Annotated in this window: 10 protein-coding genes and 1 pseudogene; 3 read left to right on the forward strand and 8 right to left on the reverse strand. The window is 71.5% G+C overall.

Annotated elements, in window-relative coordinates; genetic code table 11:
- Nucleotides 1–4 precede the first annotated feature (4 nt).
- Complete coding sequence (locus HUO13_RS29750) at nucleotides 5–901, reverse strand: TetR/AcrR family transcriptional regulator C-terminal domain-containing protein (RefSeq protein ID WP_211898275.1); 897 nt, start codon at nucleotides 899–901, stop codon at nucleotides 5–7.
- 209 nt (nucleotides 902–1,110) lie between these two features.
- Here HUO13_RS29750 and HUO13_RS29755 point away from each other — a divergent pair, with 209 nt between their 5' ends.
- Both HUO13_RS29755 and HUO13_RS29760 read left to right on the forward strand, forming a co-directional pair.
- The gene (locus tag HUO13_RS29755) at nucleotides 1,111–2,238 is read left to right on the forward strand and encodes an FAD-dependent monooxygenase (RefSeq protein WP_211898276.1); all 1,128 of its coding nucleotides are present in this window, start codon (nucleotides 1,111–1,113) and stop codon (nucleotides 2,236–2,238) included.
- A gap of 87 nt (nucleotides 2,239–2,325) precedes the next feature.
- On the forward strand, nucleotides 2,326–2,889 hold the full coding sequence (locus HUO13_RS29760; protein ID WP_211898277.1) for a GNAT family N-acetyltransferase: 564 nt from the start codon (nucleotides 2,326–2,328) through the stop codon (nucleotides 2,887–2,889).
- Nucleotides 2,890–2,997: 108 nt separating this feature from the next.
- Here HUO13_RS29760 and HUO13_RS29765 read toward each other — a convergent pair whose 3' ends face one another.
- From HUO13_RS29765 to HUO13_RS29775, 3 genes are all read right to left on the reverse strand, one after another.
- A complete protein-coding gene (locus tag HUO13_RS29765) occupies nucleotides 2,998–4,824 on the reverse strand; it encodes an AMP-dependent synthetase/ligase (protein ID WP_211898278.1) in 1,827 nt (608 codons plus the stop codon).
- 282 nt (nucleotides 4,825–5,106) lie between these two features.
- Nucleotides 5,107–5,370, reverse strand: a complete 264-nt coding sequence (locus tag HUO13_RS29770) for a hypothetical protein (protein ID WP_009950783.1) — start codon at nucleotides 5,368–5,370, stop codon at nucleotides 5,107–5,109.
- A gap of 162 nt (nucleotides 5,371–5,532) precedes the next feature.
- On the reverse strand, nucleotides 5,533–6,765 hold the full coding sequence (locus HUO13_RS29775) for a lysozyme (protein WP_211898279.1): 1,233 nt from the start codon (nucleotides 6,763–6,765) through the stop codon (nucleotides 5,533–5,535).
- A gap of 502 nt (nucleotides 6,766–7,267) precedes the next feature.
- Between HUO13_RS29775 and HUO13_RS29780 the strand changes: the two genes are divergently transcribed.
- Nucleotides 7,268–9,622, forward strand: coding sequence for a Tex family protein (locus HUO13_RS29780; RefSeq protein WP_432757867.1), 2,355 nt, complete (start codon nucleotides 7,268–7,270; stop codon nucleotides 9,620–9,622).
- 647 nt (nucleotides 9,623–10,269) lie between these two features.
- On the opposite strand, the pseudogene HUO13_RS37855 reads toward HUO13_RS29780, so the two are convergent.
- The 4 genes and pseudogenes from HUO13_RS37855 to rimP form a co-directional block, all read right to left on the reverse strand.
- Nucleotides 10,270–10,374: pseudogene (locus tag HUO13_RS37855) on the reverse strand (translation initiation factor IF-2 N-terminal domain-containing protein); the annotation flags it as partial.
- Nucleotides 10,375–10,453: 79 nt separating this feature from the next.
- On the reverse strand, nucleotides 10,454–10,936 hold the full coding sequence (locus HUO13_RS29790; protein WP_349253344.1) for a YlxR family protein: 483 nt from the start codon (nucleotides 10,934–10,936) through the stop codon (nucleotides 10,454–10,456).
- Nucleotides 10,905–11,963: a transcription termination factor NusA gene (gene nusA / locus HUO13_RS29795; protein WP_211898282.1), complete on the reverse strand. Its 1,059-nt coding sequence runs from the start codon at nucleotides 11,961–11,963 to the stop codon at nucleotides 10,905–10,907. The genes HUO13_RS29790 and nusA overlap by 32 nt, the downstream gene beginning before the upstream one ends.
- Nucleotides 11,960–12,517, reverse strand: coding sequence for a ribosome maturation factor RimP (rimP, locus tag HUO13_RS29800; RefSeq protein ID WP_211898283.1), 558 nt, complete (start codon nucleotides 12,515–12,517; stop codon nucleotides 11,960–11,962). Before rimP ends, nusA begins: the two co-directional genes overlap by 4 nt.
- Nucleotides 12,518–12,562 lie beyond the last annotated feature (45 nt).

Raw genomic sequence — 12,562 nt, forward strand, 5'->3', positions numbered from 1 at the left:
CGGGCTATCCGGTGAGCCGGGCCTCGAGGCCGTCGAGGAGCTGGCGCAGCCCCTGCTCGAAGAGCGTGTCGAAGTCGAAGTCCCAGTCCTGCTCCGTGAGCGCGACGAACACCGGGTAGCGCTCGGGATCGAGCACCGAGCGCAGCTCCGGCCCGCCGTGCGCGTCCATCCACTCGTCGGCAGACATCCCGGTGTCGCGCAGAGCCTCGGCGTCGGGGCGCAGGTTGAGCGCGGTCCCGCGCACGTGGTTGAAAAGCGTGACGTAGGTGTAGAGCAAGGTCGAGCGGTCCAGGCCGAGGCCGTCGAGCGCCCGGACCACCCACTCGACGTGCAGCATCACGTTCGGCATCGGCCTCGGCCGGGCGAACGAGATCGCGCCGGGCAGCCACGGGTGCCTGCGATACAGGGCCCACTGGAGCCGCGCCGAGACCTCCAGCCGGGCCCGCCACCCGGGCGGCACCACCTCCGGCAGCGGGGACTCGCCGAAGGCCGCGTCCGCCATCCGCAGCACCAGGTCACCCTTGCTGCGAACGTGGCGGTACAGGGTCATGGTGGCCACGCCCAGCTCGGTCGCGATCCGCCGCATCGACACCGCGTCGAGTCCCTCGGCGTCGGCGATCCCGATCGCCACGCGCACCATCCGGTCGGGCATCGCACCGGTCTCCCCCTGCGCGTCCCGCGGAACGCCGACGACCACGGTGCCCACACCGGGCACGGCCCGCACCAGGCCCTGACGGCGCAGCTCGGCCAGCACCTTCGTCGCGGTCGCGATCGCCACGCCGTGCTCCCGGCTGATGCGCCGTGCCGAGGGCACCCGGTCGTCGGGGCGCAGTTCGCCCGAGGCGATGCGGGCGCGGATCCGCGCCGCGATGGCCAGGTACGGCGGATCGGCCTTGTTCACTCGTCCTCCCAAGTCCGCGCAAGCGTACTAGTACGACATCGCACCGACAGGCGCCGGACAACACGATTTCCTCACCAAAACCGCAAAATCAGGCCACATGTGTACTAGTACACATATTCAGTATTCCACGAATTCAGTGCACAGAGACGGAATACCGCTAAATACGCCGTACATTTCCTGGTACCGAAAGACTTCCGAAGGAGCACCTGATGCTGAACGTCCTCATCTCCGGCGCCGGTGTCGCGGGCCCCGCACTGGCGTACTGGCTGCGCCACCACGGGTTCGGCGCCACCGTCGTGGAACGCGCGCCGGCGATCCGCACCGGCGGCCAGCCGATCGACGTCCGCGGCACGGCGCTGGACGTGGTCGAAAGGATGGGGCTGCTCGACGAGATCCGCCGCCACGCCACCGACATGACCGGCATGTCCTACGTGGACCCCTCCGGCGCGGAGCTGTGGCGCGACACCGGGCGCACGCTCACCGGCGGCGACCTGGCCTGCCCGGACGTCGAGCTCATGCGCAGCGACCTGGTCCGCATCATGCACGCGGCGACCCGCCACGACAGCGAGTACGTCCTGGGCGACTCGATCACCTCGATCACCCAGCGCGAGCACGACGTGCTGGTCACCTTCGACCACGGTGCGCCGCGCACCTTCGACCTCGTCGTCGGCGCCGACGGCCTGCACTCGGCGGTGCGCGGCCTGGTCTTCGGCGACGAGTCGCGCTTCGCGCACCACCTCGACACCTATCTGGCGATCTTCAGCGTCCCCAACTTCCTCGGGCTGGACCGCTGGCAGGTCTTCCACCAGTCCCCCGGCAAACTCGCCGGAGTGCTCAGCACCCGGCGCAACACCGAGGTGCGGGCGATGCTCGGGTTCGAGGCACCGCGGCTGGACTTCGACCACCGCGACGTCGAGGGGCAGAAGCGGCTGATGGCCGAGCGCTTCGGCGCGGACGGCTGGGAGGTGCCCCGGCTGCTGGAGGAGATGTGGCGGGCACCGGACTTTTTCTGCGACTCGATGAGCCAGATCCGGATGCCGGGCTGGTCCAGCGGCCGGGTCGCGCTCGCCGGCGACGCCGGGTACTGCGCGAGCCCGCTGTCGGGCATGGGCACCAGCCTCGCGCTGGTGGCCGGTTACGTGCTGGCGGGCGAGCTCGCGGCCGCCGACGGCGACCACACCTCGGCGTTCGCCGCCTACGAGCGGGAAATGCGCGACTACGTCCGGGGGTGCCAGGAACTCGCCATCACCAACGGGCGCGGCCAGGAGGACCAGGGCCCGCTCAACCGGGCAGCCCGGTCGGTAGCGCTCAAGCCGTACTCGGTGCAACCGGCCTGACGCCCTGGCTGCCGTGGAAATCCGGGGGAGCGCGCCACCGGATCCGGCTAGGATGCGAACGGGGATTCGAGCGGAACGGAGTCGCGGATGTTGTCGTGCCGACTGGCCGAGGGTGCCGAGCTCCGACCGCTGGAACCGTGGCAGGCCGCCGAGTTCGCCGCGTTCGCCGACCGCAACCGGGTCCACCTCGAACGGTGGCTGCCTTGGACGCAACTGGTCACCGACGAGGAGTCGGCGCGGGCCTTCCTCCAGCGCTACGCCGACCGGCAGGCCGCCGACGACGGCCGGATCTACGGGATCTGGTCGCACGGCAGGCTGGTCGGCGGCACCCTCTTCCGCGTCTTCAGCCCTGTCGACGGGCTCTGCGAGATCGGCGTCTGGCTGTCCCCGGAAGCGCAGGGGCACGGGCTGATCACCCGCGCGGCGCGGCTCATGATCGACTGGGCCGTCGGCGAACGCGGCATGCACCGGGTGGAATGGCGCAACGCGGTCGAGAACGAGCGCAGCAAGGCCGTCGCCAAGCGGCTGGGCATGACCCTCGACGGCGTCCTGCGGGAGGTTTTCCCCTACCTGGGCCGCAGGTTCGACATCGAGGTGTGGTCGCTGCTGGCGAGCGAGTGGCGTTCCGGCGACGCGTCCGCACGGGAGTAGGCGGGCCGAGCAGCGGTGCACCGGCGGACCGCTGCCCGGCAGCGGTCCGCCGTCAGCCGCCGATCCGCCGAAGCCGCCCTCCGGCCCCTCCGCGGTCGCAGCCGGACGTTACGACGAGTACATCCCGTCCAGGGCGTCCTGGTTGCGCTCCTCGACGACGCGCCGCTTGACCTTCAGACTCGGCGTCAGCTCACCGTCCTCGATGGACAGATCGCGGGTGAGGATGGTGAAGCTCTTGATCGTCTCCCACCGGTTGAGCCCGGCGTTGAGCTGGTCGACGTAGTCCTGCACGAGGTCGCGCACCTCGGCGGAGGAGACGATCTCGGCGTAGCTCCGCCCGTCCAGCCCGTTGTCGCGGGCCCACGGCACGATCGTCTCCTCGTCCAGGGTCAGCAGCGCCGTGCAGTAGTTGCGCCCCGGCCCGTGCACGAGGAACTGGCTGACGTACGGGCAGATCGCCTTGAACCGGCCCTCGATCGCCGTCGGCGCGATGTACTTGCCGCCGGAGGTCTTGAACAGGTCCTTCTTGCGGTCGGTGATGCGGATCAGCCCGTCCGGGTCGCGCTCGCCGATGTCGCCGGTGTGCAGCCAGCCGTCGGCGTCCAGCGTCTCGGCCGTCTCGGTCTCGCGGTGGTGGTAGCCCGACATCACCCCGGGACCCTTGATCAGGATCTCGCCGTCCTCGGCGATGCGCATCTCGGTTCCGGGCAGCGGTTCGCCGATGGTGCCGAAGCGGTAGTTGCCGGGCCGGTTGATCGAGGTGCCCGCCGAGGTCTCGGTCAGACCGTAGCCCTCCAGGATCAGCACGCCCGCCGCGTCGAACCACTCCGCGATCTGCGGGTCCAGCGGCGCGGAGCCGGAGATGAAGAACCGGATCCGCCCGCCGAAGCGCTCGCGGATCTTGGTGAACACCAGGCGGTCGGCCACCTTGTAGGCCATCGCCAGCCGCGGGGGCACCGGCTGCTTGGCCTGCCGCAGCCTGGAGACCCGGCGCCCGACGTCGAACGCCCAGTCGAAGATCTTCTTCTTCACGCCGCCCTCGCCGGCGGCCATGGTCACGACCCTCGCGTGGGCCTTCTCGAAGATCCGCGGCGCCGCGCCCATGACGGTCGGCCGCACCACGGCGAGGTTGTCGACCAGCCGGTCGATCCGGCCGTCGATCGCGGTCGCGAACCCGACGGCGAGCTGCGCGCACATCAGGACCTTGCCGAAGGCGTGGGCCATCGGCAGCCAGAAGTACTGCAGGTCGTCGGCCGAGACGATGCCCTGCTCGGCCACCGCCCAGCCCTCGTAGGTCCACGCCGAGTGCAGCAGCCGCACGCCCTTGGGCGCGCCGGTGGTGCCGGAGGTGTAGATGACGGTCGCCAGCGCGTCCGGCGCGGTGGCCTCGACTCGCTCGCGCACCACGTCCGGGCGTTCGGATAGCAGCTGGCCGCCGAGGTCCTCCAGCTCGGCCAGCGAGATCACCCAGTCGCCGTCGGGCGTGCCGTCGAAAGTGACCACCTTGCAGACGTCGCCCAGCTCGTCGCGGTGCTCGCGCAGCTTGGCGATCTGCTCGTCGTCCTCGGCGAAGACGATGCGGCTGCCGGAGTCGGACAGGATGTAGGCGACCTCCGACGACACCGTGCTCGGGTAGACGGTGGTGGTCGCCGCGCCGGCGCACATGATCGCCAGGTCGGCCAGCACCCACTCGTACCTGGTCCCCGAGGCGATCGCGACCCGCTCCTGCGGCCCGATGCCCAGGGTCAGCAGTCCGGCCGCGAGCTCGGCGACCCGGTCCGCGGCCTGCGCCCAGGTGACCGACTCCCAGCGGTCACCCCGCGGGAAGCGGTAGGCCTCCAGGTCCGGGGTGTCGGCGACCCGGTCGAGGAACATCCGGCCGACCGAGGCCGGACGCCGTTCGACGCCGGTCGGGGTCTGCGTGCTGGCTTCCATCGAAAACCCTCCGGGGAGTGGAACAGACAAAACGCCCTGCGGGGGCGGGGTTTCCCAGCACACTAGAACAAATAGCTACTTGCGGGTAGCCCGAATGTCGGCCAGTGACCCGATTGGACCGATCCGGTACCCGCTCGCTACCGGGACGAGTCCCCGGCAGGTGAGCCGCGGGCGGCCCGGGCTCCGGGATGAGCCGCACGCGTCGGGCTCGGGGTGGTGAGCCGAAAACGGCGAACGTGAACCGCGGAGCCCGGCGGTGCGGGCTCCGCGGCGGGCACGGGCTCAGGCCTCGGCGAGCAGGTGGTCGACGTGGTCGGCGAACGCCGCCAGGCCCTCCAGCAGCGCGGTGTACTCGGCTTCCCGGTGGCCGACCTCCAACCAGTGGCGCAGCATGGCGGCCTCGTGCCGCAGGCCCGTCAGGTCGTCGGCGTCGGCGGTGTCCAGCACGTCGATCCGGTACCGCAGGACGCGGGCGGACTCCAGCGCGGTCAGCACCGGCAGCAGGCCGGACTCGCCGTGGGCGCATGGCGACTGGTTCAGGATCAAAGCGTCTCCTCGCGGTCGGGACCGGAAGAGCTCTGCCCTCCCGGTGTCCGTCAGCATGCACGTTCGAACCGCGCACCGTCACGGGCCCTTGGTCCCGACCTGCGCGGACGCACGAGAACGGGCCGCCCGCGCGGTGCGGACGGCCCGTTGTACCTGACCGGGTCAGTTCGAGGCCAGCTGCTTGAGACGCTCGATACCACCCTGGAACTGGTTCAGGTCGGTCGGCTTGCTGATGCCAGCCACCTTGCCGCTGTCGGTGTACTGCCAGAAGTCCCAGTTGTCGAAGCCCGCGGGGACCTTCGGGTTGCTCACACCGTAGGAGGCCAGCCACAGCGGGTGGTCACCGTAGTCGGCGGTGCCGCCCATGCACTGGTTCCAGAAGGACGGGTTGGCGTAGATGATCGGGTCCTTGCCGGTCGCGTCCTTGATCTTGCGGTTGAAGGTGTCGGTCCACTGGTGCATCTCCTGCACCGACAGTCCGTAGCAGCCGCCGCCCTTCGGGTCGACCTCCAGGTCGAGCACCGGAGGCAGGGAGCGGCCGTCGGGCTGGTAGTCGGCGGTGGCCAGCAGCCGGTCGGCCTGCGCCTCGGCGGACTTGTCGGGCCGCGCGAAGTGGTAGGCACCGGCGATCAGCCCGGCCTCCTTGGCGCCGTGGTACTGCTCGCTGTAGCGGGGGTTGGTGAAGCTGGTGCCGTCGGTGGCCAGCACGAAGGTGAACTGCTTGCCGTCGGCGGCGACCTTGCGCCAGTCGATGGAGCCGTTGTGGTTGGAGACGTCGATGCCCTCGGCGGGCGGACCCCACGGAGCCTCCGGCTCGGGGCCGGGCGGCGCCTCCGGCGGCACGTCCCCGTCGCCGCCGTGCGGGTCGGCCGGAACCGGAGCCTGCCCCGGGTTCTGCGGGGAGCCCGCGGGCAGCGCGGCCGTCTGCGCGGCCTCCTCCACGTCCTGGCCGCCGGAGGTGCCGCCGGCGCTGCCGACCACGACGGCGACGATGCCGAGCGCGGCCGCCACGGCGCCGAGCTGCATCGAGCGCACCCGGGCGGGCACCGCGGACTGCCTGCCCGCGGTCAGGTCGTTGCCGAAGGCCGAGCCCAGCTTGCCCTGGACCTTGCCCTGGGCCGCTTCCACCTGCGGCGCCACCCTCTCCCAGAGGCGCCGCGCGAGCGGAGCGATCCACTGCTGGATGCGCAGCAGCAGCGGCGCGAGCCACTGCCGCAGGCGCTGCGCGGCGGGCGACTCACCGATCCGGTGAACCACCGGCCGAACCTGGTCCACGGCGGAACGCACCGCGTGGTCGGCCTTGAGGGCCGAGGAACGCAGACCGCGGTCCTGCGTCTCGTTCGAGGTGTCGGGGTTTTCGGGGTTTCGGGATTGGTCGGGGGATTCGGGTTTCACGTGTCCCCACACTCCGGCACGGAGAGTGCACGAGCATCGCGGTTTGTACGTACGCGACTACCTAGATTGACCCATTAGAGGTAACCCTGGACCGTCATAGCGATTACGCGACGTGAGAATCCGGCTGTTTTTTGGCGTGGGTCACAGACCTCGGTCACAACGAGCGACGACGAGACCCCGGACACAGCGGGTGACCGATGACCTTGCCCCGGGCCTTCTCCAGGGGCAGCCGGCCCCTGGCCGGGGGCGGCTCCTGGGCATCGCTCGAGGTCGCGGCTGGGCCCCGCCGATCTCCCGGCTCGACCCGGCGGCGGAGTCTGCCACAGCGGCGCGGCGCTGCCCGCGGCACCTCCGGCGCTCGGTGCTCTCCCTCTCCGGCGGGTGCGAAAGTGCTGGGCAAGCGGGTGCCGACACGCCGACGCGAGTGCCGGGCGGGGCCGTTCGCGGCTTCCGGCAGAATGCACGGCGGATCTTCGGCGTAGCTCGGATAAGGCGGATCAGGATCGTGACGACATCTGTTCACCACAAGATCGCCGAGGAGCTCGGCGTCCGCGAGCGACAGGTGCAGGCGGCAGTCGACCTCCTCGACGGCGGGGCGACCGTGCCGTTCATCGCCCGCTACCGCAAGGAGGCGACCGGCGCCCTCGACGACGCCCAGCTGCGCACCCTGGAAGACCGCCTGCGCTACCTGCGCGAGCTGGAGGAGCGGCGCGCGACGGTGCTGGAGTCGATCCGCTCCCAGGGCAAGCTCGACGACGCGCTGGAAGCCAGCATCATGGCCGCCGACTCCAAGGCCCGGCTGGAGGACATCTACCTGCCCTTCAAGCCCAAGCGCCGGACCAAGGCCCAGATCGCCATCGAGGCGGGGCTGCAGCCGCTGGCCGACCTGCTGCTCTCGGACCCCTCGCACGACCCGCGCGAGACCGCGGCGGGCTACGTCGACGCCGACAAGGGCGTGGCCGACGCGCAGGCCGCGCTCGACGGCGCGCGGGCGATCCTGGTCGAGCGCTTCTCCGAGGACGCCGACCTGATCGGCGACCTGCGCGAGCGCATGTGGACGCGCGGCAGGCTCGTCTCCCGCGTCCGCGACGGCAAGGACGAGGAGGGCGCGAAGTTCTCCGACTACTTCGAGTTCTCCGAGGCCTTCACCGACCTGCCCTCGCACCGCATCCTCGCGATGTTCCGGGGCGAGAAGGAGGAGTTCCTCGACATCGCGCTCGAACCCGACGACGGCAACGAGCAGTCCGAGGGGCCCACCGAGTACGAGCGCCGCATCGCCCAGCGGTTCGACATCGCCGACCAGGGGCGCCCGGCCGACCGCTGGCTGTCGGACGTCGTGCGCTGGGCCTGGCGCACCCGCATCCTCACCCACCTCGGCATCGACCTGCGGCTGCGGCTGCGCCAGTCCGCCGAGGACGAGGCCGTCCGGATCTTCGCGGCCAACCTGCGCGACCTGCTGCTGGCGGCCCCGGCGGGCACCCGCGCGACCATGGGCCTGGACCCGGGCTTCCGCACCGGTGTGAAGGTCGCCGTCGTCGACGGCACCGGCAAGGTGGTGGCCACCGACACCATCTACCCCCACCAGCCGCAGCAGCGCTGGGACGAGGCGATCGCCAAGCTGGAGAAGCTGGCCCGCGCGCACGGCGTCGACCTGGTCGCCATCGGCAACGGCACGGCCTCGCGCGAGACCGACAAGCTCGCCGCTGAGCTGATCAAGAAGCACGCCGACCTCAAGCTCACCAAGATCTCGGTCTCGGAGGCGGGCGCGTCGGTGTACTCCGCGTCTCCCTACGCCTCCCGCGAGCTGCCCGACCTCGACGTGTCGCTGCGCGGCGCGGTGTCGATCGCGCGCAGGCTGCAGGACCCGCTGGCCGAGCTGGTCAAGATCGACCCGAAGTCGATCGGCGTCGGCCAGTACCAGCACGACGTGTCCGAGACCAAGCTGTCGCGTTCCCTGGACGCGGTGGTCGAGGACTGCGTGAACGCCGTGGGCGTCGACGTCAACACGGCCTCCGCGCCGCTGCTGACCCGGGTCTCGGGCATCGGCGAGGGGCTGGCCGAGAACATCGTCGTGCACCGCGACGCCAACGGCCCGTTCCGCTCGCGCAAGTCGCTCAAGGACGTGGCGCGGCTCGGACCCAAGGCGTTCGAGCAGTGCGCGGGCTTCCTGCGGATCCCGGACGGTGACGACCCGCTGGACTCCTCCGCCGTGCACCCCGAGGCCTACCCCGTGGTGCGCCGCATCCTGGAGCGGACCGACGACGGGATCTCCGGGCTCATCGGCAACACCCGGGTGCTGCGCGGCCTCAAGCCGGAGAGCTTCGTCGACGACAAGTTCGGCCTGCCGACCGTCACCGACATCCTGTCCGAGCTCGAGAAGCCCGGACGCGACCCGCGCCCGACCTTCAAGACGGCGACCTTCGCCGACGGTGTGGAGAAGATCGGCGACCTCAAGCCCGGCATGCGCCTGGAGGGCGTGGTCACCAACGTCGCCGCCTTCGGCGCGTTCGTCGACATCGGCGTGCACCAGGACGGCCTCGTGCACGTCTCGGCCATGTCGAAGAACTTCGTCAGCGACCCCCACGACGTCGTCAAGTCCGGCGACGTGGTCCGCGTCAAGGTCCTCGACGTCGACATCCCGCGCAAGCGGATCTCCCTGACCCTCCGGCTCGACGACGAAACCAACGGCTCCGGCGGCCGCGCGGAGCGCGGCCAGTCCGCCGGAGGCGGCGGGGCCGGCGGCGCGGGCGGCCGCCGCAACGGCGGCGGCAAGCGCCCGCAGCGCGGGCAGCAGCGCGACGGCCAGCAGCGCCGCGAGGCGCCGCAAGGCGCCCTCGCGGACGGGCCGGGGCCCTGACCGCCCTGGCGCTGGCCACCGCCGGGCCCCGGGCGCGGCGGACGCTGCGCCGGGGCGCCGCTGCCGACGCCGAACGGGTTGTTGCCGACACGCGGCGAGCGCGGGCCGGGCTTGGGCGACTGCGGCCTGGGCGGCACGACACCGGCGTCGGCGTCGCCACCACCGCGGGAGCCGGGCTTGGGGCCCGGCTTCGGGCCCGGCTTGGGTCCGCCGGGCTTGGGTCCGGACCGCTCGGAGCGAGGCTGCTCCGAACGCGGCTGCTCGGATCGAGACTGCTCGGACCGAGGCTGCTCGGACCGAGACTGCTCGGACCGAGGCTGCGCGGGCGCGTCGGCCTTGGCCGCCGGGGCCGGGGCCTCCTCGAACGGCTTGGTCTCGGGCGCGGGCGGCTTGGGGCCCGGCTTCGGACCCGGCTTGGGACCGGGCTTCGGGCGCTCACCCGACGGCGCCTCCTGGCGCGGTCCCGGCTTCGGGCCGGGCTTGGGCGCCTGCGCCTCGGTGCGGCCGGAGGACTCCGGCGGGCGGGGCGGCGCGGGCTTGGCGCGGCCGTTGGAGTCGCCGCCGCCCTTCTTGCCGCCGGACTTCGGGAACGCGTCCCGGAGCCTGCGCGCCACCGGCGCCTCCACCGTGGAGGACGCAGACTTGACGTACTCGCCCTGTTCGGCGAGCTTGTTGAGAACTTCCTTGCTTGTCACGCCGAGCTCTTTGGCGAGCTCGTGTACGCGGGCCTTGCCTGCCACTGCTCTCCTCATCTGGTGAGGCCGGGCGGCAGTCCCGCTCGACCTCGTCCTATCGCCGATGCGCGTTCATGGCTTCAGCTTCACGGCTGATTCATGACGGGTCGACCTGCTTCCTTCGATGCCTGGCGCGGGAGGTTCCCGCGTCGGTCTGGCCACGAGCCACCTGGTGGTTCCCCAGCCGGCCGGACCGGTTCAACCGCTCCGGGCGCTCCAGATATTCCTGCAGAGCCGAGATGTCGAGTGGCCCCGGTACGCGCAGTGCGCGTGGGAACGCCCGACGCCGCTCGGCCTGGCGAAGACATGCGGTGTCGGGGTGCAGCCACGCGCCCCGCCCCGGAAGCCTCCGCCGTGGGTCCGGGACGGCGGCGGAACCCGCACGACCACCCTCGGCGACCACTCTCAGCAGCTCGGTAGCCGACGTCCGGACCCGGCATCCCACACACGTTCGCACCGGACCACGGTCTGAGCCCTGGTCACTGGTGTTGGTTGCGCGGATTGCCGCTCCCTCGCGTCGAGCCAACTGTGATTCTAACCCGCCGCCCTCACTCGGCCGAACCCACGGTCGGCACGCCACCAACCGCGGGGTCGAGCCCGGGTGCCTGGCCCGCCGAGGTGGCGGGCGAACTGGGGTCGGCGTCGCTGCGGATGTCGATCCGCCAGCCGGTCAGCCGGGCCGCCAGCCGGGCGTTCTGGCCCTCCTTGCCGATGGCGAGCGAGAGCTGGAAGTCGGGCACGACCACGCGGGCGGTCTTGGCCCGCTCGTCGACGACCTCGACCGAGACGACCTTGGCAGGCGAGAGCGCGTTGCCCACGAACGTGGCCGGGTCGTCGGAGTAGTCGATGATGTCGATCTTCTCGCCGCCGAGCTCGCTCATCACGTTGCGCACGCGCGCGCCCATCGGGCCGATGCAGGCGCCCTTGGCGTTGACGCCGCCGACGGTGGAGCGGACCGCGATCTTGGAGCGGTGACCGGCCTCGCGGGCGACCGCCGGGATCTCCACGGTGCCGTCGGCGATCTCGGGCACCTCCAGCGCGAACAGCCTGCGTACCAGGTTCGGGTGGGTCCGCGAGAGCGTGATCTGCGGGCCCCGGGCGCTGCGCGAGACGCCGACGACGTAGCACTTGATGCGCATGCCGTGCTCGTAGCGCTCCCCCGGCACCTGCTCGGCGGCGGGGATGACGCCCTCGCTGTCGCCGACCTGCACGATCACCATGCCGCGCGAGTTGGCCTTGGCGTCGCGCTGGATGACGCCGCCGAGGATCTCGCCCTCCTTGGTGGAGAACTCGCCGAAGGTGCGCTCGTGCTCGGCGTCGCGCAGCCGCTGCAGGATGACCTGGCGCGCGGTGGTCGCCGCGATCCGGCCGAAGCCCTCAGGGGTGTCGTCCCACTCCTCGGCCACGGTGCCGTCGGTGCCCAGGGTGTGGGCGATGACCCGCACGACACCGGTCTTGCGGTCCACCTCCACCCTGGCGTGGGGCTGGTGCCCCTCGGTGTGGCGGTATGCGGTGAGCAGCGCTGACTCGATGGCTTCCAGGACCGTCTCGAACGGGATGCCCTTGTCGCTCTCGATCGCCCGCAGCGCCGCGATGTCGACGTTCACCTCGACTCCTCCGTGTCTCCCCGGTCGCCCCCGCGCTCGGGGGCGCCGTCCGCAGCCCGCTCCAGCCTGACCAGATCCTCCGCCGGTGGCTGCTGGAATTCCACCTCGACCACTGCGCGCTCGACGTCGCGGTAGGCCAGCGTGCGGATCTCGCCACCTGCCAGCACGACCACGCCCTCATCATCGGCTTCGCCGACCCGGACCACCAAATCGGAGCCGTCGGCCAGCCGCACCCGGACCAGCCGGTAGCGGGCCCGCCGCCAGTGCCGCGGCCTGGTGAGCGGCCGGTCGACCCCCGGGGAGGTCACCTCGAGCGTGTAGGAGCCCGCGAGCACGTGCTCGTGGGCGTCGAGGACCTTCGACACGGCGCGGCTGATCTCGGAGATCTCGTCGAGGCCGACGCCCTCTTCGGCGTCGACGACGACCTTGACCAGCCGGCGGCGCCCGGCCTGCTGCACGTCGAGCTCCTCGAGGTCGAAGCCGGCCGCCGAGACGGCCTCGGCCACGACTGGCTCCAGTCGCGCGGCGACCTCACCGCGCGGCGGGCTGGACACGTTGGCACTCCCTCAAAGTCGTTACAGGGTCATTCGGCTGACCCG

The organism is Saccharopolyspora erythraea (assembly GCF_018141105.1).
GTDB lineage: Bacteria > Actinomycetota > Actinomycetes > Mycobacteriales > Pseudonocardiaceae > Saccharopolyspora_D > Saccharopolyspora_D erythraea_A.

Bases quoted from the DNA above. Each gene is read 5' to 3' on its own strand.
- HUO13_RS29755 (WP_211898276.1), top strand. From the start codon at position 1,111: ATGCTGAACGTCCTCATCTCCGGCGCCGGTGTCGCGGGCCCCGCACTG.
- HUO13_RS29760 (WP_211898277.1), top strand. From the start codon at position 2,326: ATGTTGTCGTGCCGACTGGCCGAGGGTGCCGAGCTCCGACCGCTGGAA.
- HUO13_RS29765 (WP_211898278.1), bottom strand. From the start codon at position 4,824: ATGGAAGCCAGCACGCAGACCCCGACCGGCGTCGAACGGCGTCCGGCC.